Below are 24,438 nucleotides of genomic sequence, written 5' to 3' on the forward strand. Positions count from 1 at the left end.
TTATCCTCCTAGATAAGCTTTCTTCACTTCTTCACTTTCTAGCAATTCTTGACCCGTTCCTGATAGAACCACTTTGCCGGTCTCCAGCACATAACCGCGGTCAGCGATCGATAACGCCATCTTGGCATTTTGTTCAATCAATAAGACGGTCGTTCCTTGTTTTTGAATTTCTTGAATGATATTAAAGATCTCTTGAATAAAAATCGGCGCAAGCCCCATTGATGGCTCATCTAATAGCAATAAACGAGGTTTTGACATTAAGGCCCGGCCCATTGCCAACATCTGCTGTTCACCACCCGACAAGGTCGAAGCATCTTGATTCAAACGTTCTTTTAAGATTGGGAATTTTTCGTAAATCCGCTCATAATCTTGCTGTATATCTCCATCTTTACGCAAATACGCTCCCATCTCTAAATTTTCTAAGACAGTCAAGCCAGGAAAGACATGGCGACCTTCAGGAACTTGTGAGATTCCTTGAGCAACGATTTTTCGTGGAGCTTTCTTTTGAATCGGCTTCCCTTCAAAAGTAATCGTACCTTTTGAGGGATGATTCAAACCAGAAATCGTCCGTAGAATCGTGGTTTTTCCCGCCCCATTCGCACCAATCAGAGAAACAATCTCTCCTTGATTGACTTCAAAACTAACCTCTCTGACCGCTTGGATCATGCCGTAATGAACCGAAAGATTTTCAATTTTCAGCATTATAGCTCACCTCCAAGATAGGCTTTGATTACTTCAGGATTATTTTTTATTTCTTCTGGATCGCCTTCTGCCAACACCCGTCCATATTCCAATACATAAATTCGTTCACAAACATCCATTACCAAGCTCATATCGTGTTCAATCAACAAAATCGTGATTTGAAACTCTTCTTGGATTTTCCGAATCAATAATGTTAAAGCCGCCGTCTCTTGTGGGTTCATCCCGGCAGCTGGTTCATCTAAGAAAAGGATTTTGGGCTTCGTTGCTAATGCCCGCACAATCTCTAGACGACGTTGTTCACCATACGGCAAGTTTCGCGCTAAATTCCCCGCTTTGTCTTGCAGATCAAAAATCGTTAATAATTTTAACGCTTCTTTTTTCAACGTATCTTCTTTCTCATAGAAAGAAGGCAACCGCAGAACACTTGAGAAAAAACCTTCTTTGTTTTTACTGTTCATCGCGATCAATACATTATCCAAAACGGTTAAATCTTTAAATAGCCGAATATTTTGGAAAGTTCGGCTCAGTCCTAAATCGGCGATAGCATACGGCTTTTGACCGTTTAAACGATGCATTTGACCATCAACTTCTAATAAAACGTCACCTTCACTTGGTTCATAAACGCCGGTAATCAGATTAAAGAGTGTGGTTTTCCCCGCTCCATTCGGTCCGATCAAACCAACTAATTGATTCTCTTCTAATGCGATATTGACATTGGAGACCGCCGCCAAACCGCCAAAGTTTTTCGTTAAATCTTTAATTTCCAACAGAGGCATTCTGGTCATCTCCTTTTTTAAACTTATCAACAATTTTCTTCACAGACAATTCTTTTGTTCCCAGTAAGCCACCAGGTTTGAAGATCATCAAAATAATCAATGCTAACGCGTAAATAATCATCCGGAGCGTTCCAAAATCTTGAAGGTACATATTGATGATTCCCAATAGGATGGCTGCGATAAATGTTCCCGTCACACTACCGATTCCGCCTAATACCACTAAGATCAAGATATCCACTGATTTAGTAAAGGCAAAATCTTTTGGTGCAATCGATTGTAAATACCCCGCGTACAATGAACCGGCGATACTTGCGGTCATCGCACCAAAAGCAAAGGCCATGACTTTATATTTGGTCGTATTGACGCCCATTGCTTCGGCGGCAATCTCATCTTCACGAATTGCCATTGTCGCACGCCCAGCTCCTGAACGAATGTAATTTACAATAAACAAGGTGGTGATCGCCATAAAGCCATAAACCATTTGCCAGTCAACGAAAGGCTCAATCCCAAACAAGCCAGAAGGACCATTGGTAATTTCTTTAAAGTTAATCAACAAGATCCGAATGATCTCGGCCACCCCTAAGGTTGCAATTGCTAAGTAGTCGCCACTCAAACGTAACGTTGGAATCCCAACGGCTACCGCCACAAGTCCGGCGATAATCACACCAACCGCCATCCCTAAGAAAAAGCCGCCATACGTTGGCGTATTCATAGAAATCAATGCAGCTGCATAGGCGCCAATTGCCATGAAACCCGCATGGCCCAATGAAAATTGACCAGAAAAACCAATAATCAAATTCAAACCGACCGCTAAAATCACATTAATACCGATTTGAACTAAAATATTATCTAAAAACAAGTTGACCATTCCAGCTGAATAAGCCACGTATAGCACTGCGTAGCCAATCACGATCAAAGCTAGCCAAATCAAATTGTATGTTAAATTCTTTTTCATTTGATCCACCTACACTTTCTCTTTTACATGCTTGCCTAAAATCCCAGCCGGTCGGACTAATAAAATTAAGATTAGTACTGCATAGACTACGGCATCTTTAAAATCTGAAAAACCTAAAGCCGTCGTAATCGTTTCAATCAGACCAATCACAAATCCACCAATCGCCGCTCCAGGGATAATCCCGATTCCACCTAAGACGGCAGCGATAAATGATTTCAAACCAGGAATATAACCCATCATTGGATCAATTGAATTATAGTAAAGCCCGATCATCATCCCGCCAGCAGCTGCCAAAGCAGAACCTAACGCAAAGGTAAATGAAATGGTCCGATTGACGTCAATCCCCATCAATTGGGCAGCATCGGTATCCACACTAACCGCACGCATCGCTTTTCCCATTTTAGTTTTTTGAACAATTAAATTCAAAGTAATCATCAAGAAGAGCGACAAGCCTAAAATCAATAACTGGATATTTGAGACACTCAGAAAACCGATTTTAAAGACCTGCATTTTGATGACTTGTGGAAAAGGTCTAGTCGTCGAACTGAAAAAATAAATCATCGTATTTTGCAATAAATATGAGACCCCGATTGCTGTAATCAACGCAGCAATTCGAGTTGAATTTCTTAACGGTCGATAAGCTAAAAATTCAATCACAACACCCAAAATTGCACTACCTGCCATTGACAAAATAAGTGCCGGGAAAAATCCCATATTAAATTGGTTGATCAAAAAATAGCCAATAAATGAACCGATCATGTAGATTTCACCATGAGCGAAGTTGATCAACTTAATAATTCCGTAAACCATTGTGTAACCCAGTGCCATCAATGCATAGACACTTCCAAGGAAAAGTCCGTTGACGATTTGCTGAATAAATACTTCCATCTTTATCACATCACTTTTCTAAAAAATAGAGTGGCCTCAAAACTTTGACCTTGATTCTTAAAAGGGAGTGTACCAACTACGCTTGGCACACCCCCCTTGCCTGCTTTTTCCCGACTAATTATGGATTGACGGTTTCAGCAGAAGTTTCTTTCCCATCTGTTAGACCAAGTACAACCGCTGATTTCACTGGATTGTGATCTTTGTCCATCGTGATCTTACCCGTTACGCCTTCAAAGTCTTTTAAGTTCGCAAGACCTTCATTAATTGCTTCCGGCGTTGCTTTCCCTTCATCTTCAATCGCTTGTTTGATCATATAAACAGAATCATAAGCCAATGCGTTAAATGATGATGGCTGCTTGTTGTATTTTTCTTCAAAAGCTTTTACAAATGGCTCAACTTTGTCCGTTGCCGGTGCTTTCGTTGAGAAGTGACCAGTATAATAAACATTCTTAACATTGCTTGCGCCAGCTGTTTCGATTAATTTTTCATCACCAAATCCATCTGCGCCAATGATTGGTTGTTCAATCCCCATTTCACGTGCTTGCTTGATAATCAAGCCGGCTTCTGTGTAATAACCTGGAATATAGATGACATTAAAATCTTTGTCTTTGATTTTAGTCAACATCGCTTGGAAATCTTTGTCGCCAGCAGTAAAGTTTTCCTCTGCTACGATTTTTCCTTTATAGGTATCTTTAAATGCCTTTTTCAAGCCATTCGCATAATCACTGGAGTTATCCCCCAAAATGACTGCCTTGTCAGCTTTTAAGTTATCGTCTGCATATTTAGCTAAAACGATTCCTTGGAAGCTATCTTGGAAACATGAACGATAGATATAATCTTGTACTTTACCTTTTTGAACTGTAATCGCATCGTCTGTTCCAGAAGGAGTTACAGCTGGAACTTTTGCTTTAGCTAAATTAGGTAGCGTTGCCTTAGTTGCACCAGAAGTCGCCGGTCCAACGATCGCTACCACACCATCTTTAGTTGTCAAATTCGCCGCGACTGAAGCCGCTTCGTTGTTATCAGATTTATTGTCTTTTGAAATGTATTCAATTTTCTTGCCGTCAATCCCGCCATCTTTATTAATTTCTTCAACAGCTAATTTTACGCCTTCATTTTCAGCTTCACCATAGGCAGCCACGGCACCTGATAACTCGAAGTTCCCACCGATTTTAATCGTTTTAGCATCTTCCCCGCTACTGCTATCATTTGCTTTAGGCGACCCACATGCGCCGAATAAAAACAATCCTGCTGCCAATGCAACTACTGTTCTTTTTTTCATCCTGTTACCCCCTAATAAAATAATGATAATTTGTTAAGATAATAAAGAATATATAGGAAAAAACTCTCACTGTCAATTAAATTTTCTGAATATTTTAATAATTCAGCAATACTCAAACAATTTATAGCGCTTACAACCCTTATACTACTTACTCAAATAACTAAAAAAAAATCTCTTTAACAGTTCAACTGCTAAAGAGATAGATTTAAAATAACTGTTTATATAAATAATTTCCGACGATTTTTATAAATAGACAATCGTTGCTTTTTCACCAACTTAGCTTTTCACACGACAAAAACGCAAAAACTTTTAGCAGGAGTATCTTGTATCCACAATCTCACTTCACAACTATTGATTTTTTCCACTTCTGAACTATTTAAAACAGACTTTTCTTCGATCGTCTAAAAATTACGCAACTCTATTTTTCTGTCCCGTAATTAGGCTCCTCTCGATCCACTAAGTTTTTCCGCAACGAAAATTTTACTGGCACATAATCCAAACCAGCCTTAGCAAAAGGATGACAACGTAAGATCCGGGCTGTTCCCATTAAAAAGCCTTTCAAAGCTCCATGAACTTGAATCGCTTTAATCATATAACTCGAACAAGTTGGGTAATAACGACATGACGGTGGAAACAACGGTGAGATCCAGCGTTGATAGCCCCGAACCAAGCCGATTAACCCTTTACTTATAACCCCCATTTTCTCACCTCAGTTTGATATTTTTTCCAGTTGCCTCTTCAATACTATCAAGTAAAACAAATGAAGCTAACCCTACCTCTAAATTCAGCCGAGGCCAGTTAGTACGCCCAAGTGAAAAAGAGACTGTGACAAAATTCTTGTCACAGCCTTTCTTTTGAATAAACAATCTTCCAGCAGGAGCTTCTTCATAAATAGGCCAAAATCTCAAAAAATTTAAGCAGTTTTTTTCGCAGATGCCGTTTATTTCTGGAAGTTGCCACTTCTCTCACAGTCCTTATCGTTCTGCACAGTTCTATTTATTAATGAACAAACTCTAGAATATGACGCCAAACATCTGGCATCAGCACTTTAAAAGGATTGCCGCCACCCATCGCGCCATAACCAATCATACTACCAACGATGAATAATAAAACACCGGCAAGTAAAATAGCCACGATCCGAATCAGGTTACGTAAAATATGTTCGCTTGAACTCATAAATCCACCTCTTATGCTAAGACAGTTGCTACGTCAGCGGCCTTCTTACTCTCGCTACCAACTCGTTCGACATCTGCCCCTAATTGTTGCAGTTTTTTATGGAATTGATAGTATCCACGATCTAAATATTTCAAATTACGGACACGCGTGATACCCTCAGCACGTAAGCCCGCTAAAACTAACGCAGCAGCGGCACGTAAATCAGTTGCGTAAACTTCAGCCCCTTGCAATTCTGTAGAGCCTTTAATCAAAGCAACATTATTATCGATTTTGACTTGCGCATTCATTCTGCGCATTTCTTCTAAATGTTGGAAACGATTTTCAAAAACTGTTTCGGTAGTTGTACTGACCCCTTCAGCAACCAATTGAATGGCTGTCATTTGCGCTTGCATATCTGTTGGGAACCCAGGATGCGGCATCGTTTTAATATCCGTCGCTTTTAACGTTTTAGGTCCGATAACGCGTAGGCCATCATTTTCTTCAGTGAATTTCACACCCATTTCAGTCAACTTAGAAATCAATGGACGATTATGTTCAGGGATTGCCCCTTCAATCAAAACATTGCCTTCAGTCATTGCAGCAGCAACCATAAATGTGCCGGCTTCAATCCGGTCTTGAACGATTGGATGTGAAACCGCGTGCAGATGTTCTACACCTTCGATTCGCATCGTTTCTGTCCCTGCACCATAAATGCTGGCACCCATTTTATTTAAGAAATTCGCTAAATCAACGATTTCCGGCTCCCGAGCAACGTTTTCGATAACAGTTGTCCCTTTTGCTTTGACTGCTGCCATCATAATATTTTGAGTCGCCCCAACACTTGGGAAGTCCAAATAGATCGTATCACCGATCAATTCATCAGCGATGGCTTCAATGTACCCATTTTTCTGAATAATCTTCGCACCCAGCGCTTGGAATCCTTTCAGATGTAAATCAATTGGACGTTTACCAATCGCACAGCCACCTGGCATTGCCACTTTGGCATGACCGTTACGGGCTAATAAAGGACCCATGACCACGATTGATGCACGCATTTTGCTTACGTATTCATAAGGTGCTTCCACGTTTAATTGACGCGTCGCATTCACTGTAATTTCTTTCGTCTCTTCATTGAACGCAACATCTGTATTCAAATGACGAATCACTTGATTCATAGTAAAAACATCAGACAAAATTGGAACATTAGTCAATGTCGATGTCCCTTCCTCTGCCAATAAAGTTGCTGCTAAAATAGGTAAAACGGCATTTTTTGCGCCTTCAATATGTACGGTTCCGTTTAGTTGTTTGCCACCACGAACGATGATCTCTTCCATTGTATTCCCTCCAAAAAAGCTAATCGATTTCCTCGTATATGTACCTTAGTTAAATGTCAAAAATATATTCTTACACAAAAGAATGATTTCTAAAAAAAATGTACTGCAAGTAAAACCGATGGCGATTGCCACCATTAAAATTGCAATTCGAACCTGTGTTTCCTTTAAGGCTTTGAATAGATTCTCTATTCGCAATGACCGCAAGGCCCAAAAAGCCATATAGATAAAGGAAAAATGTGAGACTATTCTAACGATTGCGTCAATTCCAAATACTTGCATAATTCATTTCCTCTCACAAAAATCAACAGTACGATTATAGCATAGTTCAGTATAAAGAAGAACATTTTGTCTCACCAAAGAACTGTACAAAATCTTTTAAAAAACTTAATCTTACTTTTTTACTCATCTGACAGTAGTTATTTTTTATAAAAAGTTCTTTTAAAATTTTATTAGCCATTTTTCATCAAAAAAAACAAAAAGAGAAACGAAATGTTGAAATTAAATGTATCATTTAAAAACATCGCTTAGTTCTTTATTATCACAACAAATAAAAAAATTGAACAAGATAGTGAACTTTCTTTGATTCTTAACAAAAGTAATCAGCTTCATGGACTCTATTGGGAAAAGCTACTCCTGTAATAATACAGAAAAAGAGGTGTGACAAAATTTGTCACACCTCTTTTTTAATTTTTAACGATGTTTTGAAACTTTAATTCGATTCATGGCACGGTGCAATGCAACTTCGGCCCGGCTTAATTGGTCGCTGTCTTGCTTTTCACGTGCTTCTACTATCCACGCTTCCGCACGTTGTTTAGCTCTTTCAGCACGAGAGACGTCGATATCGCGTTCCCGTTCGGCTGTATCAGCGATGATCGTCAATACATTATCCCGAACTTCTATGATCCCACCGTTGACTGCAATCCAGTCAACATGCGTATCAGCATCTGTTCGACGGATACGAACTTCATCGATTGCAAGAGGTGCAATGATTGGCGCATGATTAGGTAAAATCCCAAGTTCACCAGCAACGGTTTTAGCCACGACGATGGTTGCATTATGATCATAGACGTTACCATCTGGAGTAACAACGTTCACTTGCAGAACTTTGTTTTTTTCTTGTTCCATCGGGCACCTCTTTCTAGTAGCCTAAAGTTTTCGCTTTTTCTACTACGTCTTCGATTGGACCTACACTACGGAATGCTTCTTCAGGAAGGTCATCGTATTTTCCTTCAAGGATTTCTTTAAAGCCTTCAACTGTTTTTTCAATAGGCACATATGAACCTGGTAGACCAGTAAACTGTTCAGCCACGTTAAAGTTTTGTGACAAGAAGAATTGAATCCGACGAGCACGTGATACGATCACTTTTTCTTGATCGGACAATTCATCCATCCCTAAAATCGCGATGATATCTTGCAATTCACGGTAACGTTGTAAAACACGTTGAACTTCTGTTGCCACTCGGTAATGTTCTTCACCAACGATTTCAGGAGCCAAAGCACTTGACGATGAAGCCAGTGGGTCAACGGCTGGATAAATCCCTTGTTCCGTTAATTTACGTTCCAAGTTAGTCGTTGCATCCAAATGGGCGAAAGCTGTCGCTGGCGCTGGGTCAGTATAGTCATCAGCTGGAACATAGATTGCTTGAATCGATGTAATTGAGCCTTTTTTCGTTGAAGTGATTCGTTCTTGTAATTGACCCATTTCTGTTGCCAAGGTTGGTTGATAACCAACGGCAGATGGCATCCGACCTAATAGCGCCGAAACTTCTGATCCGGCTTGTGTGAAGCGGAAAATGTTATCGATAAATAGCAACACATCTTGACCTTCTTCATCACGGAAATATTCAGCTAATGTCAAACCAGTCAAGGCAACGCGCATCCGCGCACCTGGTGGCTCATTCATTTGTCCGAAGACCATCGCTGTTTTTTCAATAACGCCGGATTCTTTCATTTCATAATAAAGGTCGTTCCCTTCACGAGTCCGTTCCCCAACCCCGGTAAAGACAGAAATCCCACCGTGTTCTTGGGCGATATTATGAATCAGTTCTTGAATTAAGACGGTTTTACCAACACCGGCACCACCGAATAGTCCAACTTTACCACCTTTTAAGTAAGGGGCTAATAAGTCGATAACCTTGATCCCAGTTTCTAAAATCTCATTACTGGTGCTAAGGTCTTCAAAAGCGGGGGCCTTTTTGTGAATACCGCTCTTTTCTACATCTTCTGGAAAAGGTGCTTCTTTGTCGATCGTTTCACCTAATACGTTAAACACACGACCTAATGTTTCTTTACCTACAGGAACAGAGATTGGTTTGCCGGTATCGACAACTTCCATCCCCCGTTGCAATCCATCTGTAGATTCCATAGCGATTGTGCGGATAACACCATCACCAAGTTCCAAAGTAGCTTCAAGCACAACTTTTGTTTTATCTTTTTTATAAACAATCAACGCATTGTTGATGTCTGGTAAGGATTGATCTAAAGAAAATTCCACGTCGACAACGGGACCAATAACTTGAACAATCTTGCCTGAACTCATGTTTTTTCCTCCAATCTCGAAATTATTCTAATGCGGAAGCCCCGCCGACAATTTCAGTAATCTCTTGGGTGATCGCCGCTTGACGGGCCCGGTTATATGAAATCGTTAAATCTCCAATAATCGCACTGGCATTATCTGTTGCCGTCTTCATAGCCGTCATTCCAGCCGCATGTTCCGCTGTTTTAGCGTCCACAATTGCGCCGTAAATCAAGCTTTCTGCATACTGCGGCAATAATTGATCTAAAATGGCTTCTTTTGAAGGTTCAAACAAATATTCTTCACGATAAGTCTGTGCTTCACTTGGATCTAAATCAGAGATCGGCAGCATTTTTTCTACTCGAAATTGACTAGATAATGAATTGACGTGATGGTTATAACATACGTATAGTTCATCGAAGACTTGATTTTCATACATGCTGGTCGTCATTGAAACGATTTTTCGAACTTCATCAAAGCTTGGTTGATCCGATAAATTGCGTAATTCATAAGCCAATTTAACGCCGCGAGCTTTGAAAAAATCCGCTCCGGTTCCACCAATGGCTAATAAAACATATTCATCAGCAGAATCATGATCATCTTCAAGCATCGTCATCGTTTGTTTTAAAATCGAGCTGTTATAACCGCCCACCAAACCACCATCTGAAGTAATCACAATATACCCAGTTTTTTTAACCGGACGATTCAACAACATACTGTGATAGTTGATTCCGCCTAATTCACGACCTGAATTAGCTAATTCAGTTAATTCACTTGCCGTTAAATGGGTCAATACTTCCCGAACTTTAGAAGCATAAATTTGAAACTTAGCTGAATATGCTTCCGACTTTGTTAATTTAGCTGCGGATACCATTTGCATAGCGTTGGTGATTTGACTTGTCTTTTTCGTCGATGCAATCCGTGTTTTGATTTCATTTAAGGATGCCATGATTTTTTTTCACCTCGATTATGCTTTTTCTTGGTTAGCTAAAGAAGCGTCAAAAATATCTTTAAATTCTTGGATACCTGCATCTAATTTATCTGTATCAGGAAGATCCTTCGTATCACGAATCGTCGCAAATAAATCAGCGTGGTTGTTTTCCAAATATTCGAATAATTGGGCTTCAAAATCCAAAATGCTATTTACAGGAATACTGTCTAGTACACCATGAGTCAAAGCATAAAGAATGACTACTTGTTTTTCAACTGGTAGTGGATCATGCAATTTTTGTTTCAATACTTCGACTGTCCGACGGCCACGATTTAATTTTGCTTGGGTTGCTGCATCTAAATCGGAACCAAACTGAGTGAAGGCTTCTAACTCACGATAGCTGGCAAGGTCCAAACGTAAGGTCCCGGCAACTTTTTTCATTGCCTTGATTTGTGCAGAACCACCAACCCGTGATACAGATAGACCCGCATCAACGGCTGGACGAATTCCAGCATAGAACAAATCACTTTCTAAGAAGATTTGTCCATCTGTAATTGAGATTACATTGGTTGGAATATAGGCAGAAATATCGCCGGCTTGCGTTTCAACAAATGGTAAGGCCGTTAATGAACCGCCGCCTAATTCATCCGAAAGTTTAGCTGCACGTTCCAATAGACGTGAGTGCAAATAAAAGACATCCCCTGGGTACGCTTCACGACCTGGCGGACGACGTAATAGTAATGAAAGTTCACGATAAGCAACCGCTTGTTTTGATAAATCATCAAAAATAACTAAAACGTGTTTGCCATTGTACATAAATTCTTCACCCATCGCTGTTCCAGCGTAAGGAGCAATGTACAATAATGGTGCGGGTTGAGAAGCACCGGCTGTTACGATAATCGTGTAATCCATTGCACCGTATTTACGCAGTGTTTCCACTTGCGAACGAACGGTTGATTCTTTTTGCCCAATAGCAACATAAATACAGATCATATCTTGACCTTTTTGGTTGATGATTGTATCAATCGCAATCGATGTTTTACCTGTTTTACGGTCACCGATAACTAATTCCCGTTGACCGCGGCCAATTGGAACTAATGCATCAATCGCTTTTAAGCCAGTTTGCATTGGTTCTGAGACTGATTTACGTTGCATAACGCCAGGAGCCATAGCTTCAACTGGACGCGTATTCGTTGTTTCGATTGGTCCCATACCATCAATAGGTTGACCCAGTGGATTTACAACACGACCGATCATGTTTTCACCGACTGGCACTTCCATGATTTTACCGGTACGTTTGACTTTATCTCCTTCACGAATGGACTCAAATTCACCCAGAACGATGATACCGACATCATTGCTTTCCAAGTTTTGTGCCATACCGTAAGAGCCGTTTGAAAACTCTAAAAGTTCTCCACTCATTGCATTTTCTAAACCGTGAGCACGGGCAATCCCGTCCCCAACGTAAGTAACTGTTCCGATTTCTTCAACCGACAGTTTGTTATCATAATTTTGAATCTGTTCTTTAATTAAAGCACTGATTTCTTCTGCTTTGATGGCCATTCATTTCACCTCTTCTTCTCTACTTTTTACTAAGTGCTGCTCGTAGACCATTTAATTGGCTGGCGAGGCTGCCGTCGATCACTTGATGATCGGCTTCAACAATGACACCGCCGAGAATTGATTGATCAACTATCGGGGTTAACGTGGCCTTCTGGTAGCCAAAAACATCAGCGACTTTTGCTTCAAGCTCGTGTTTCTTTTCTTCAGAGAGCGGTACAGCTGTTGTAACTGTGCCGTGTGCGATTTTATTTAATTCATCATAGCGACGTTCGAATTCATCAATCATGAATGGTAGATCATCGCTACGATTGTATTCAAAAACAACTAGTAGAAAATTCTTAACCATGCCCTCAAAGCCACCGATAAAAGCATCCATGATGGCTTGCTTTTCAGCACTTGCTAAACGAACATCGGTTAGAATATTTCCTAAATCAGGAATTTCTTTACAAATTTCCCGAATTTTCAACAACTCTTGATAAACATCTTCAGCCGCATTGTTTTCGATCGCCAATTCAAACAACGCTTTGCCATATCGTTTACCAACTGTGTATTTATCAAGCTTCATGCTTCGTGTTACCTAGTTTAGTCATATAGTCGTTAATCAAATCTTGATGAGCATCTTGCGAAAGCTCTTTGCTCAAGATTTTTTCTGCGATTTGGAGGGAAAGTGTCGCTACATCATCCTTGACAGAAGTCAACGCATTTTCGCGTTCGTCTTTGATCTCTGCATTGGCGCGATCTTTTAGACGAGAAACTTCTTCTTTTGTGTCTTTGATGATATTTTGGCGACTTAACTCGCCGCTTTCCTTCGCATTTTTAATGATATCTGCCGCATCACTACGGGAACTTGCTAACTGAGTCTCACGTTCTTTTTCCAACTCAGCTGCTTTAATCCGAGATTGTTCGGCAGAATCTAGATCATTGGCGATCTTATCTTCACGTTTTTTCAGGATGTCTTGTACGGCACCCCACGCGAATTTTTTTAACAGTGCCATTAGTATCACGAATGATAACGTAACGACAAGTAAATTACCGAGCGTTGTATTGACAGCCTCAGCAATAACTAGATTCAGCATACTCGGTCTTCCTTTCTGTTCGTCCTCTTCATTTCCGAACCATTAAATGGTTTCAGTGCTTATCACTGGGATAAGACTCAACAAAAAAGTCCTGATTTTTATTGGAAAACCATCAACATACCTAATACTACACCAAGAATTGGCACAGCTTCGATCAAACCAACACCGATAAACATTGTTGAACGAATTTGTCCTGACATTTCTGGTTGACGCGCCATTGATTCAATTGCTTTTGAGATTACTTGTCCGTTACCATAGCCAGCACCAATTGCGGCTCCCATGATTGCGATTCCTGCACCGATAAAGTTCATAATAAATTTCCTCCTAAAAGTGTGTTAAATTTTTTATTCTACCTCAATTTTATGGCTGATATAAACCATAGATAGAGTAGTGAAAACAAATGCTTGGATACTACCGATAAATAGTGAGAATGCGATCCAAATCATTTCAAGCGGAACAGCGAATGGCAATGTCCACCAGCCATTACTTGTCACCATACTTGCGATCAGCGAAAGCAATACTTCACCGGCATAAATATTCCCGTAAAGCCGTAACCCCAAAGTAATAACGTTGGTGAACTCTTCCATCAATTTGATTGGAAATAATCCGGTCGGGGTGAAGAAAGAGTTTTTGACGTACCCGCCAAAACCTAATTTTTCAGTTCCTAGATAATTAGCTAGGACTAATACGAGCAATGCCAATCCCATTGTTACAAAGGGGTCTGCGGTTGGACTTTTCCAATAAGTCACATCATTACCGCTTACGATTTTTGTAATCAGTCCAATTTGGTTCGCTACAAAAATGAATAAAAACAATGTAAATGAGAACAAACTAAAATTTCTGACTTCCTTACGCGGCATGTTGTCGCCAACAATGTTAGTAGTAAAGTCAATAACCCACTCCATTGCGTTTTGCTTTCCTTTGGGTTTCAATGATAGGTTGCGTGTAAATGCAAAAACAAGGAAAAAGACGATTATACAAGACAAAATAATCATTGTTGTTACCGTACCATCAAACCATATGGGACCAATATGGAAAACCCAAGATTCTTCATTCAATCCAATTCACCTCTCTTCTCAACGACTCGCTTCAGCCGTGGTTGCTTAGCGATGCTCCTCAAAATACTATCGTATGTTACCACCAGAGAAAGAAAATTTCAAAGAATTTTCCTAAAAATTTTCGAATAAGTCAGAGTTTTTTTCGTTAACGTTATTTTATCTCTGGCTATGGCCCTCTAGTAGTTGATTTAGCCCACAAAATGGCTAGTATAGATTGTAACCAATCCTATCAAAATTCAATTTTAAGTAAAGAATTTATCATTAAATATGCGAAAAAGAATATTTTGTTAACGGGAATAATTTTTTAACGTTCGGCTGATTTGCCGATCAACATCTTTACGCTTCAGGGTTTCCCGTTTATCGTATTGATGTTTTCCTTTTGCAACACCGATCAGAACCTTCGCATAACCGTCTTTCAAATATACTTTTAACGGAACGAGCGTAATTCCGGTATTTTTCACTTCACCGGCAAGACGAGCAATTTGCTTTTTATGCATCAATAACTTGCGCGTTCTGACAGGATCATGATTAAAAATATTGCCTTGTTCATAAGGACTGATATGAACGTTGTATAAAAAAGCTTCACCGTTACGGATACGAGCAAACCCATCTTTTAAGTTTATCCGACTGTTTCGGATCGATTTGATTTCTGTTCCTTGCAACACGATTCCCGCTTCGATCGTATCGATGATCGTATAATCGTGGCGAGCTTTTTTGTTTTGTGCGACTAGCTTTCCTTCACCTTTTGGCATGTCTATCCCTTCTTCCTACCAGGTTTCTTCTTTTTGGCAACCGATTTATAGAATGGTTTTTTCCCTTTTTTATTTTTCTTATCAGAAGTTTTCGGACGCTCAGCATTGTTGCCGTGATGCTTGTTCCCACTCTGAGTATTTTTACGCCCACCCGTTGGTTTGCGGCGTTTTTGATGACGATTATTTCCTGGCACTTCCAAAGATGGAATTTCTTCAGCTTCTAATAGTTCAAAATCAATTTCTCGTGTTACTGGATCAGATTTGGTCACCTTCACCCGAACCTTCTGACCGATTTTAAAGGTTTGTCGCGTTCGTTCCCCAACTAGTGCCAATTGATTTTCAATGAAGTGGAAATAATCTTGCTTTAATTCATTTAAATGAATCATACCTTCAACTGTATTGGGTAATTCGATAAAAATCCCGAATTTGGTTACCGAGCTGATAATCCCATCAAATTCTTCTCCAACTTTTTCTGCCATATATTCAGCTTTCTTCATGCTATCAACTTCTCGTTCAGCTTCCACTGCTCGGCGTTCCATTTTAGAACTGTGATCTGCGATTTCCGGCAAACTTTCCGCCCATTTTTCTTTGACCGTTTCACTTTGATCTTGACCATAAGACCGAATCAAACGATGGACGATCAAATCGGGATAGCGGCGAATTGGTGAAGTAAAGTGCGTGTAATATTCTGCCGCCAAGCCATAATGCCCATAATTATCTTCTGAATAACGTGCCTGCTGCATACTACGTAGTAACATCGTGTTAATGACAGCCGCTTCTGGTTTATTCTCTACCTCCTGAATTACCTGCTGTAAATCCTTCGGCGTGATCGTATTCTTTGTCCCTTTGACTAAAATTCCTAGCGCAGCCGCAAAATCAAAAAAGCGCTGCATTTTTTCTTCTTTTGGTTGTTCATGAATGCGGTAAATAAACGGCAGTTTCAAGCGATTAAAGTGTTCTGCTACCGTTTCATTCGCTGCCAGCATAAAGGATTCAATTAAACGCTCCCCGACTCCTCGTTCTCGCAATTCAATATCTAGCGGATGACCTTCAGGATCAACCAAAATTTTGGCCTCACGGTCTTCAAAATTAATGGCTCCGCGCTGATTACGGCGAGCTTCAAGGATTTGATGCAGTTCTTTCATCAACTGGAACATTGGAACTAACGCTTGATAACGTTTAGTTGTTTCTGCGTTTTCTTCTGCTAAGATTTCATTGACTGCGGTATAAGTCATCCGTTCGGTCGTCTGGATAACACTTTGGAAGATTTCATGGTGAACGATCGTTCCATTGGAATCAATTTCCATTTCACAACTCATGGTTAACCGCGAAACTTGCGGATTCAACGAACAGATGCCATTAGATAGACGTTGAGGAATCATCGGGATCACTCGATCCGTCAAATATACACTCGTTCCCCGCTCAAAAGCTTCCTTATCCAACAGACCATTCTCAGTAACATAATAAGAAACGTCTGCAATATGCACACCTAAAAAGTAATTGCCGTTGTCTAATTTTCGAACCGTCACGGCATCGTCTAAGTCTTTTGCATCCGCACCGTCAATCGTAACAATCTGTTGATCTCGCAAATCACGGCGACCAATCAGATCCTCTTCGGAAATTTTATCGGGTACCTCTTCAGAAGCCGTTTGAACGTCCTCAGGAAAAGCGGTTGGAATCCCTTGAGCAATCACAATCGATAAAATGTCCATTCCCGGATCATTCTTATGACCAATTACTTTAGTAACCAGACCTTCCAAGCTTGTGGCATAGCCTTTTTCTGGATAATGAGTAATTTCTACGATAACAATACTGCCATCTACCGGCTGAACTCCTTCAGCTGCAATAAATACTTTAAACTGCGCACTTTTTTTATCTTTAGGTGTCACATAACCAAATAAATCCGATTCAGCAATTTCATCGACATCAAACGCCGTAAATTCACCGACGAGCTGTTGAATTTTACGTTCTTTGATGGAAACAACCCGGCCTTCTGCTCCGCGATCTGAAAAAAGATCTGCCGTCTTTTGAATATCGATCATGACGATGTCACCGTCCATCGCAAAATTGGTCGCGTCTTTCGGTATAAAAACATCTGGCTCTTCTGGATCAATCGTTACAAAACCAAAACCTCGTTCATTGCGTCGGAAAATCCCTTCCACTTCAATTGGCTGGAAAGGTAACTTGATGCGACCCTTTTTATTAAATTCCACCGCTTTTTCGCGTTCTAACTGTGCAACCGTCTGGACTAATAATTTGTAATCCTCACTTTTACGCATGTTTAATACTTCTGCTAACTCTTCCATTGAAAGGCTTTTTTTACTAGCCGCTTTCAACCCGGCCAATATTTCTGCTTTAATTGTTTTTCTCTCCATTATTTTCTCTCCAGCTAAGACCAGCTAAAAAATCAGCTACGTCTTGTTCTAATTGTCTTCTCTCAGGTCCTACCGTAATCACGTGACCACTTTCAGGATACCACTTTAAGGTAAAAGGAACCTGCTGTAGTCGCGCTGCCGTTTGAAATACTCCTTCTGCCTCAACCATTTCATCCTGTCCCGACTGAGCCATAAAAAAAGGCTGCTCAATTTTGTTTAAATTTTCAAAAGTATAATCCGCTTGTTCTTCAATTGTTGCTAACTGTTGTTCGACTAAAGGACGATAACTTTCGACCTTTTTTTCTAACATTTCTGCACCCGTTCGTTCTAAAACTTGTTGTGCATATAATAAGAAGTTCGTTGTTACATTCGTTTTGACTGGTGCAATCGGCGAGCAGAAAAATCCCCCACCCACAAATTCAGCCGGCATTACACTGAGCAAGCGAGTTGCAAAAATTCCGCCCATTGAAAGGCCGAAAACGGCGATCTCTTGATACCCCTTCTTTTGTAAAAATTTAACTGCCTCTTGACTATCCTGCCACCATTGCTCAGCAGTTTCTTGTAAAATATCCAATGGATCGGCGGTTCCATGTCCCGTATATAGAGGACTATACACGGTATAGTTTAATTTTTCCAAAAAACGCGCCAACATGCGCACATCATTCGGACTACCTGAATAAGCATGCAACAATAATACCGCTCGCTTGCCATGGGGCATGAACATTGAATTCGGTACTTGAGCCATTTTTTCACTCCTCACTTTTCAGTTGGCTAAACTCACAGTAAGCAACAATTAGTAGGAATCTAAATTTTTTCTACTTATATAAATATGCAAATTATGAAGCAGTCAGCCAGTTCGTCTCTCCTATCTTAAAGTGTACTTGATTTAGTGTAAATACAAAATAAAAAAGACCTCTCAAACGAGAGGCCGGTTTTATTTGCTTGATAGAAACATTAACACGAAGAGCAAGATCATCCAAATCGCGCCTAAAATAGCAGTTGATCGTTGCATCACAGCTTCAAAGCCGCGTGCTTTCTGCTTTCCGAACAATTGATCTGCACCGCCAGTAAAAGCACTTGCAGCACTATTTTGTTTGCTAGGTTGCATCATGATCGTGATAACGATGATCACTGACAAAACTAAGATAACGCCCAAAATAAAATTATACAAAAGCTGATCCTCCTTATTTCCAAACTACCTCAATTTTACTTTAGCACAATTGAAGTTGTTTGACTAGAGAAGATCCCAAACTTATTTTCTTAAAACATCTGCATATTCTGATTTTTCTTCAAACTCTTTTTTGGCAAATGGGCACAACGGAATAATCTTCTTGCCTTCCTTACGCGCTTTTTCAACCCCAGCTGCAACTAGTTTTTGTGCTAGTTGTTGTCCGCGATAAGTAGGATCTACAAATGTATGATCAATAATCATAATCTCTGAACCAGCATTTGACCAAGTCATTTCTCCAGCTTCTTCGCCAGCATCATTCAATAATACAAAACGATCTTTTTCTTCTTTGATTTCCATAATAATCTCCCTTGTCTGATTCAACATTTTTGTTTTACTTTTTAATAATATACTTCAGAGCGCCACTTGGACACGTGTCCACGACATAACTGGCATTTCCGACACTGCCATTGTCAGGAATAATCCAAGGTCTACGTCCCACCTCAAAAATTTCTGGATTTCCTCGAACACAATTCCCAATATGGGCGCAAATATCTTTATTGTAATAAATATCAATGCCTTCACCTTGATACTTGCGATACCCTTCAGCTACTAATTTCGCTTCGGTTACTGGTTCTTGGTCAAATTTACTTCCATCCATTTTTATCACTTCCTCGCTTTTAATTAGGAACCTATTTCCCAAAGACTATAAAGAATCCCCTTTAGTTCCACTTTTTCAGTCACCTAGCCTTTTTTATTCGACTATGTTTCTTTTCTAACTAAAAACTTCACGACAAACAAAAAAGTTGAAATAGCTTCCTTTAAGGAAGATTATATAAGGAATCGAAAAAAATTCACACTAAATCGTCTCGTCATGTGAAAAGGTCCACCAATGTCTGTAATGTTTGGTGGGCCTCAGCTTGGTCCGGAAAGGCTAAAGTAAAACAGCGGTTTCCCACGGTCTCGATGACCAGTTCAAAAACACCGGCTCGCTGTCTTAAAGCGAAGGGTTTCAAGCCATCGATCGTAAAATAGACATCCCGCGGTGCTTTTGTTAAATCGTCTTCTTCTAAGACGTGTAGCCCACGAGTAGAAAAAATCAAAATTTTTCCTGTCTGATCTTCATAAATCGCTAATTGATGCAAGCCTTCATTTGGAAAGAGCGTCCGTAATTGGGCTTGTAACAATAAAAAACTACTCTCTTTCATTGACAAATCCTTTTCGCGGAAAAATTGTTTGCGCCAAATAATTTTGCCCCAATTCATAATAATGTTCCGCGTTTTGCCGATTTTTCTCAATCTCTTCCAAAGTCAGCTGTCGGATCACTCTTGCCGGTGAACCGAAAGCTAATGAATTGGCTGGGATAACTGTTCCTTCTGTAACTAAAGAACCCGCACCAATCAAACTATTCTCGCCAATCTCCGCATGATTTAAAATAGTTGAGCCCATTCCAATCAATGCTCCTGAACGAATCGTGCAGCCATGGATAATGCACGCATGGCCGACTGTAACGTAATCTTCAATTAAAGTAGGCGCATCGTGATCTACGTGAACAATCGTTCCATCTTGAATATTACTTTTTTTCCCAATTGAAATACTGTTACTGTCCCCTCGTAAAACACTTTGAAACCAAATTGTTGAACCGCTTCCTAATGTCACATCGCCGTACACATCGGCACTGTTAGCAATAAATTCTGTCATCGTTTTCACCTCAAGAATAGTATAGCACGAGAAGAATCTCTCCAGATTGCCAAGAACTCTTTTTTCTCATTCATCTCAGCAAAATCACGCTATCATAAGCATCCCTTAAAACCATTTATTAGGAAAAGGGAGATGTGACATTTTGCCACACCTCCCTCTTTTTATTCAGTCTCTTCTGCAAATTGACTATTATAAAGTTGTTCGTAAAAACCGCCTTGGGCCAATAACTCATTATGTGTTCCATGTTCAATGATTTGACCATCGCGCATCACTAAAATATGATCTGCCTCACGGATCGTCGACAAGCGATGGGCAATCACAAAACTGGTCCGACCTTTCATTACCCGGTCCATCGCTTTTTGAATCAATCCTTCTAAGCGCGTATCAACTGAACTGGTCGCTTCATCCAAAATCAAAATTTTCGGATCTGAAATAATCGCCCGGGCGATTGTCAACAACTGCTTTTGTCCCAGTGAAATATTATCCCCTTCAGAATTAATTTCCATTTCGTAGCCGCCCGGCATCGTCCGAATAAAATGATCGACATTTGCGGTCTTAGCAGCATCCACAACTTCGTAATCCGTCGCAGCTAAACGGCCAAAACGGATATTGTCGCTAATCGTGCCTTCATACAACCAAGCATCTTGTAAAACCATTCCAAATAAAGAACGCACATCGGAACGATTCATCTCTTGAGTATTTACACCATCAATTAAAATTTTCCCACTATCGATATCATAAAAACGCATTAATAAATTGATCAAGGTCGTCTTACCAGCTCCAGTCGGACCAACGATTGCGACCGTTTCTCCGGCTTGCACTTCAAAACTCAAGTCTTCAATTAACGGTTTTTGGGAATCGTAACTAAATTTTACATGGTCAAAAACAACATTGCCTTGGACTGGCTCCGATAAAGTCAAATCCTGAGCATTCAATTCTTCCTCCGGTTCATCTAAAATTTCAAAAACTCGTTTAGCTGAAGCCGAAGCGCTCTGGATCATTGAAGATAACTGAGTAATTTCCCCCATCGGCTGACTGACTTGCCAAATGTATTGGATAAAGGCTTGCAGTTGCCCGACTAAGATTACGCCGTGGATCACGTTCCAGCTCCCTAAAATCGCCATGGCAATATAAGTGCTATAAGCTGTTAATTGAACCAACGGCTGCATCATACTAGAGACGAAAGCTGCCCGGAAACCATAATGTCGTAATTTATGATTGACTTCACTAAAACCAGCTAACGTTTCCTGCTCGCGACCATAAAGTTTCAGTACGCTGAAGCCAGTCATATTTTCTTGTACAAAACCATTTAATTCTCCCAGCGAATTTTGCATCTCTTGAAAATCTTTTTGCGAAACTTGCACGATCTTACGTGAAATGACAATCGACAAAGGAATCATGATTAGCGAGAAAACTGCCATCAGCGGATTGATGTAAAACATCATCGCTACTGCTAATAAAATTCCCAGAACGGCATTGATGGATTTAATAATGGCCTGCTGCATCGCATTGCTGACCGCATCCACATCGTTAGTTACCCGCGAAAGAATATCTCCTTGTTGATTACGATCAAAATACGATACTGGCAAACGATTGATTTTCGTCTCAATATCTTCCCGTAAATCCCGCATCGCCGACTGTACTACATTGGCCATCAACCAACCGGTCCCTAATTGAGTGCCACAATAAACAATTCCGACAATTACGATCACGATTAACCATTTAAAAACATAATCAAAATTAAGCGCTTCGCCTTGGGCAATATTTTTGCTGATTTCCGTCGTCGGTAAGCCCGTTAAATACGGCATCCAGGTTCCTAATACCAAGGTTCCCACCGCCAGCAGTAAGACTAGCATAAACGTTTTTTTATAAGGATTAATGTAATGCATCAGTCTTTTTAAAGAAGAAGTGTATTTTTTCATGCTAATTCCTCCTTCGATAATTGAGATGCAGCGATATCATAATAGATTGGACAGTTTGCTAACAGCTCACGATGAGTGCCGATTCCCACGACATCGCCTTCGTTTAAGACAACAATTTTATCCGCCTGCATAATCGTCCCCACTCGTTGTGCCACGATCAAGACGGCCGATTCAGTCGTTTCTTTTTTCAAACGTGCCCGGAGTTTCGCATCCGTCTGATAATCTAAGGCCGAGAAACTATCATCGAAAATATAAATCTCCGGCCGGCGAATAATCGCTCGCGCAATGGCTAGCCGCTGTTTCTGACCGCCGGAAAAATTGCTGCCGCCTTCCGATAATTCTTCTTGATAGCCTTTTGGCTTTTGGCTGATAAATTCCGCTGCTTGTGCGATTTCTACGGCTTGTTCCAACTCAGCTTGCGTAGCATCTTTTTTCCCATAACGTAAATTATCGGCAATCGTCCCAGTAAACAATTGAGCTTTTTGTGGGATGTAACCAATTTTTTCTCGCAAATCTTTCAAGCGATAGTCCCGAACATCTACTCCATCGACTAAGACTTGACCTTCTGTCACATCATAGAAACGGGGAATCAATTGAATCAAAGTTGATTTTCCTGATCCTGTACTCCCGATAAAGGCAACCGTTTCGCCTGGTTTGGCCGTAAAGCTAACGTTACGGATCACTGGACTTTCTGCATGCCCCGGATAGGCAAAGGTCACATTTCGAAACTCCAAGGAACTTTTTTCAGTTGGTTCGACAATTTTTCCAGAATTGTCTTTAATCAACGGCTCCAAATCAAAAATTTCTTGAATCCGCTGTGCCGAAACATTGGCCCGTGGATACATCATAAAGACCGTAGCAAACAACATAAATGAAAATAATGCGTGGAAAATGTATTCAATAAAGGCAATCAAGGTTCCGACTGCCAAAGAACCGTGGCTGATCTGAATCGTCCCATTCCAAATAATCAAAACCATGACCACATTAAATAGAAAGAAAAAGCCCGGCTGTGCGACAGCCATTAAATGAAACAAACTTTTTGAACTATTCGTATAGGCATCATTGACTAATCGGAAACGCATTTCTTCAAATTTTTCATTTACAAATGCTCGGATTACCCGTAAGCCTGAAAGGTTCTCCCGCAAGATACTATTAATATTGTCTAAGTTTTTCTGCTGTTTCGTCGATAGCGGTTCCGAATATTTTGCAATCAATAATACTGCCAATAATAATACCGGCAGCGCTAGCAAAACATATAGACCCAAGCCCGGACTGGTGCGCATGATCAGATACAAACTCATCCCAAACATCATCGGCGTCATGAAACCTGTTGTTAAAATATTTTGCATGAACAACATGATCTGATAGGCATCATTTGTTGTTCGTGTAATTAATGAAGAAACACCAATCTGCTCGTACTCTGAATGCGAAAAAGTTTGAATCTTTTCAAAAAGATCGTCACGAATATCCGCCACCATTCTAGAGGTGATCTGAGAACTGAAGTAACGCAAGGAAATACTCATGATGATTCCGATGACTGTAATGGCAATCATCAGGATCCCCATTTTTTGGATATAATTAAAATCACTATTGCCAATTCCTTTATCGATCATCATGGCCAAAATTGTCGGCAACCCCAACTCGATCAAAATAAATCCAAAAACACTGATGAAATCAAATAATAATAGCTTCTTATAACGCAAGGTATACCGTAACATCAACTTCATTTTTTCTCGCCTCTTCCTATAACGTAATGCTTCCAATATAGCATAAATAAAATGCTCCTGTCTGCTTCCCCTTTTGTTTTTTTACCTTTCTGAAAATTTCTAAGGAAACCTCAATTCGCTTCCTACTTTCTATACTTCTGATTTATTCTGTGATAAACTACAAGTAATTGTTGTAAGAACAACCCAAAGAACGGTGAAATTGTTTTTTCAAGCAAGAAGCAAAGACGAGGCTTCTTCTTACTACTTTAGCACTGACTAAGTCGGTAAGCATAAAAAATAGGTGGCAGGCGCCCCTCATTTTGTCGTGGAAAAAATTGCTATTATGCAAATAAAGGAGATAGATTCATGATTTACAAAGTTTATTATCAAGAAACCAAAGAACGCAACCCAAAACGCGAGCAAACACAATCGCTGTACGTTGAAGCTGACGGAGAAGAAATGGTTCACAATTTATTACGCGAGAACACCCCATATAACGTGGAATACATTCAACTTTTAGAAGGCAATCACTTGGAATACGAAAAAGAAAATGCCGACTTCAAGTTAACGGAGTTCTAA

The 24,438-nt window shown here is 40.2% G+C and carries 28 protein-coding genes; 1 reads left to right on the top strand and 27 read right to left on the bottom strand.

Going from position 1 to position 24,438, the window contains the following annotated elements:
* The 27 genes from EP1_RS02575 to EP1_RS02700 form a co-directional block, all read right to left on the bottom strand.
* Complete coding sequence (locus tag EP1_RS02575; protein ID WP_067622981.1) at positions 1 to 702, bottom strand: ABC transporter ATP-binding protein; 702 nt, start codon at positions 700 to 702, stop codon at positions 1 to 3.
* Positions 702 to 1,478, bottom strand: coding sequence for an ABC transporter ATP-binding protein (locus tag EP1_RS02580; RefSeq protein WP_067622985.1), 777 nt, complete (start codon positions 1,476 to 1,478; stop codon positions 702 to 704). The genes EP1_RS02575 and EP1_RS02580 overlap by 1 nt, the downstream gene beginning before the upstream one ends.
* Positions 1,459 to 2,433, bottom strand: coding sequence for a branched-chain amino acid ABC transporter permease (locus EP1_RS02585; protein WP_067623187.1), 975 nt, complete (start codon positions 2,431 to 2,433; stop codon positions 1,459 to 1,461). The genes EP1_RS02580 and EP1_RS02585 overlap by 20 nt, the downstream gene beginning before the upstream one ends.
* Positions 2,434 to 2,442: 9 nt before the next feature.
* On the bottom strand, positions 2,443 to 3,321 hold the full coding sequence (locus EP1_RS02590) for a branched-chain amino acid ABC transporter permease (protein ID WP_067622988.1): 879 nt from the start codon (positions 3,319 to 3,321) through the stop codon (positions 2,443 to 2,445).
* 118 nt (positions 3,322 to 3,439) lie between these two features.
* Positions 3,440 to 4,603: an ABC transporter substrate-binding protein gene (locus EP1_RS02595; RefSeq protein ID WP_067622991.1), complete on the bottom strand. Its 1,164-nt coding sequence runs from the start codon at positions 4,601 to 4,603 to the stop codon at positions 3,440 to 3,442.
* 418 nt (positions 4,604 to 5,021) lie between these two features.
* Positions 5,022 to 5,294: a membrane protein insertion efficiency factor YidD gene (yidD, locus tag EP1_RS02600; RefSeq protein ID WP_174519733.1), complete on the bottom strand. Its 273-nt coding sequence runs from the start codon at positions 5,292 to 5,294 to the stop codon at positions 5,022 to 5,024.
* 308 nt (positions 5,295 to 5,602) lie between these two features.
* On the bottom strand, positions 5,603 to 5,779 hold the full coding sequence (locus tag EP1_RS13265; RefSeq protein WP_083507476.1) for a DNA-directed RNA polymerase subunit beta: 177 nt from the start codon (positions 5,777 to 5,779) through the stop codon (positions 5,603 to 5,605).
* A gap of 11 nt (positions 5,780 to 5,790) precedes the next feature.
* The gene (gene murA / locus EP1_RS02605; RefSeq protein ID WP_067622999.1) at positions 5,791 to 7,092 is read right to left on the bottom strand and encodes a UDP-N-acetylglucosamine 1-carboxyvinyltransferase; all 1,302 of its coding nucleotides are present in this window, start codon (positions 7,090 to 7,092) and stop codon (positions 5,791 to 5,793) included.
* A gap of 45 nt (positions 7,093 to 7,137) precedes the next feature.
* Positions 7,138 to 7,371, bottom strand: coding sequence for a DUF1146 family protein (locus EP1_RS02610; protein ID WP_067623004.1), 234 nt, complete (start codon positions 7,369 to 7,371; stop codon positions 7,138 to 7,140).
* A 411-nt stretch (positions 7,372 to 7,782) separates the two neighbouring features.
* Positions 7,783 to 8,217, bottom strand: coding sequence for a F0F1 ATP synthase subunit epsilon (locus EP1_RS02615; RefSeq protein WP_067623007.1), 435 nt, complete (start codon positions 8,215 to 8,217; stop codon positions 7,783 to 7,785).
* Between the two features lie 13 nt (positions 8,218 to 8,230).
* Positions 8,231 to 9,631 (bottom strand): F0F1 ATP synthase subunit beta, encoded by a 1,401-nt coding sequence (gene atpD / locus EP1_RS02620; RefSeq protein WP_067623010.1) that lies wholly within the window; start codon positions 9,629 to 9,631, stop codon positions 8,231 to 8,233.
* A gap of 22 nt (positions 9,632 to 9,653) precedes the next feature.
* Positions 9,654 to 10,559 (bottom strand): F0F1 ATP synthase subunit gamma, encoded by a 906-nt coding sequence (locus EP1_RS02625; protein WP_067623013.1) that lies wholly within the window; start codon positions 10,557 to 10,559, stop codon positions 9,654 to 9,656.
* Between the two features lie 15 nt (positions 10,560 to 10,574).
* Positions 10,575 to 12,101 (bottom strand): F0F1 ATP synthase subunit alpha, encoded by a 1,527-nt coding sequence (atpA, locus tag EP1_RS02630; protein ID WP_067623017.1) that lies wholly within the window; start codon positions 12,099 to 12,101, stop codon positions 10,575 to 10,577.
* A gap of 19 nt (positions 12,102 to 12,120) precedes the next feature.
* Positions 12,121 to 12,666, bottom strand: a complete 546-nt coding sequence (gene atpH, locus EP1_RS02635) for an ATP synthase F1 subunit delta (protein ID WP_067623021.1) — start codon at positions 12,664 to 12,666, stop codon at positions 12,121 to 12,123.
* Positions 12,656 to 13,177 (bottom strand): F0F1 ATP synthase subunit B, encoded by a 522-nt coding sequence (gene atpF, locus EP1_RS02640; RefSeq protein WP_067623024.1) that lies wholly within the window; start codon positions 13,175 to 13,177, stop codon positions 12,656 to 12,658. The genes atpH and atpF overlap by 11 nt, the downstream gene beginning before the upstream one ends.
* Positions 13,178 to 13,275: 98 nt before the next feature.
* Complete coding sequence (gene atpE / locus EP1_RS02645; RefSeq protein WP_010743272.1) at positions 13,276 to 13,488, bottom strand: ATP synthase F0 subunit C; 213 nt, start codon at positions 13,486 to 13,488, stop codon at positions 13,276 to 13,278.
* 33 nt (positions 13,489 to 13,521) lie between these two features.
* Entirely contained in the window at positions 13,522 to 14,235 is a 714-nt protein-coding gene (gene atpB / locus EP1_RS02650) for a F0F1 ATP synthase subunit A (RefSeq protein WP_067623027.1), read from the bottom strand.
* Between the two features lie 287 nt (positions 14,236 to 14,522).
* Entirely contained in the window at positions 14,523 to 14,987 is a 465-nt protein-coding gene (smpB, locus tag EP1_RS02655) for an SsrA-binding protein SmpB (protein ID WP_067623030.1), read from the bottom strand.
* A gap of 2 nt (positions 14,988 to 14,989) precedes the next feature.
* Entirely contained in the window at positions 14,990 to 17,362 is a 2,373-nt protein-coding gene (gene rnr / locus EP1_RS02660; RefSeq protein WP_067623033.1) for a ribonuclease R, read from the bottom strand.
* Positions 17,343 to 18,107: an alpha/beta hydrolase gene (locus tag EP1_RS02665; protein ID WP_067623037.1), complete on the bottom strand. Its 765-nt coding sequence runs from the start codon at positions 18,105 to 18,107 to the stop codon at positions 17,343 to 17,345. Before EP1_RS02665 ends, rnr begins: the two co-directional genes overlap by 20 nt.
* A 189-nt stretch (positions 18,108 to 18,296) precedes the next feature.
* Positions 18,297 to 18,533, bottom strand: a complete 237-nt coding sequence (gene secG / locus EP1_RS02670) for a preprotein translocase subunit SecG (protein WP_067623040.1) — start codon at positions 18,531 to 18,533, stop codon at positions 18,297 to 18,299.
* Between the two features lie 81 nt (positions 18,534 to 18,614).
* On the bottom strand, positions 18,615 to 18,890 hold the full coding sequence (locus EP1_RS02675) for a GNAT family N-acetyltransferase (protein ID WP_067623043.1): 276 nt from the start codon (positions 18,888 to 18,890) through the stop codon (positions 18,615 to 18,617).
* Positions 18,891 to 18,924: 34 nt separating this feature from the next.
* Positions 18,925 to 19,191, bottom strand: coding sequence for a (4Fe-4S)-binding protein (locus EP1_RS02680; protein WP_067623046.1), 267 nt, complete (start codon positions 19,189 to 19,191; stop codon positions 18,925 to 18,927).
* 211 nt (positions 19,192 to 19,402) lie between these two features.
* Entirely contained in the window at positions 19,403 to 19,738 is a 336-nt protein-coding gene (locus EP1_RS02685; protein ID WP_067623049.1) for a hypothetical protein, read from the bottom strand.
* A complete protein-coding gene (locus EP1_RS02690) occupies positions 19,725 to 20,231 on the bottom strand; it encodes a gamma carbonic anhydrase family protein (protein WP_067623051.1) in 507 nt (168 codons plus the stop codon). The genes EP1_RS02685 and EP1_RS02690 overlap by 14 nt, the downstream gene beginning before the upstream one ends.
* Positions 20,232 to 20,392: 161 nt before the next feature.
* Positions 20,393 to 22,153 carry an ABC transporter ATP-binding protein gene (locus tag EP1_RS02695; RefSeq protein ID WP_067623055.1) on the bottom strand — a complete coding sequence of 587 codons (1,761 nt, stop codon included), beginning with the start codon at positions 22,151 to 22,153 and terminating at the stop codon, positions 20,393 to 20,395.
* Positions 22,150 to 23,880, bottom strand: coding sequence for an ABC transporter ATP-binding protein (locus EP1_RS02700; RefSeq protein ID WP_067623058.1), 1,731 nt, complete (start codon positions 23,878 to 23,880; stop codon positions 22,150 to 22,152). Before EP1_RS02700 ends, EP1_RS02695 begins: the two co-directional genes overlap by 4 nt.
* A gap of 345 nt (positions 23,881 to 24,225) precedes the next feature.
* Between EP1_RS02700 and EP1_RS02705 the strand changes: the two genes are divergently transcribed.
* Entirely contained in the window at positions 24,226 to 24,438 is a 213-nt protein-coding gene (locus EP1_RS02705; RefSeq protein ID WP_067623062.1) for a DNA-directed RNA polymerase subunit epsilon, read from the top strand.

The sequence above is a fragment of the Enterococcus pseudoavium NBRC 100491 genome, assembly GCF_001544295.1.
GTDB lineage: Bacteria > Bacillota > Bacilli > Lactobacillales > Enterococcaceae > Enterococcus_A > Enterococcus_A pseudoavium.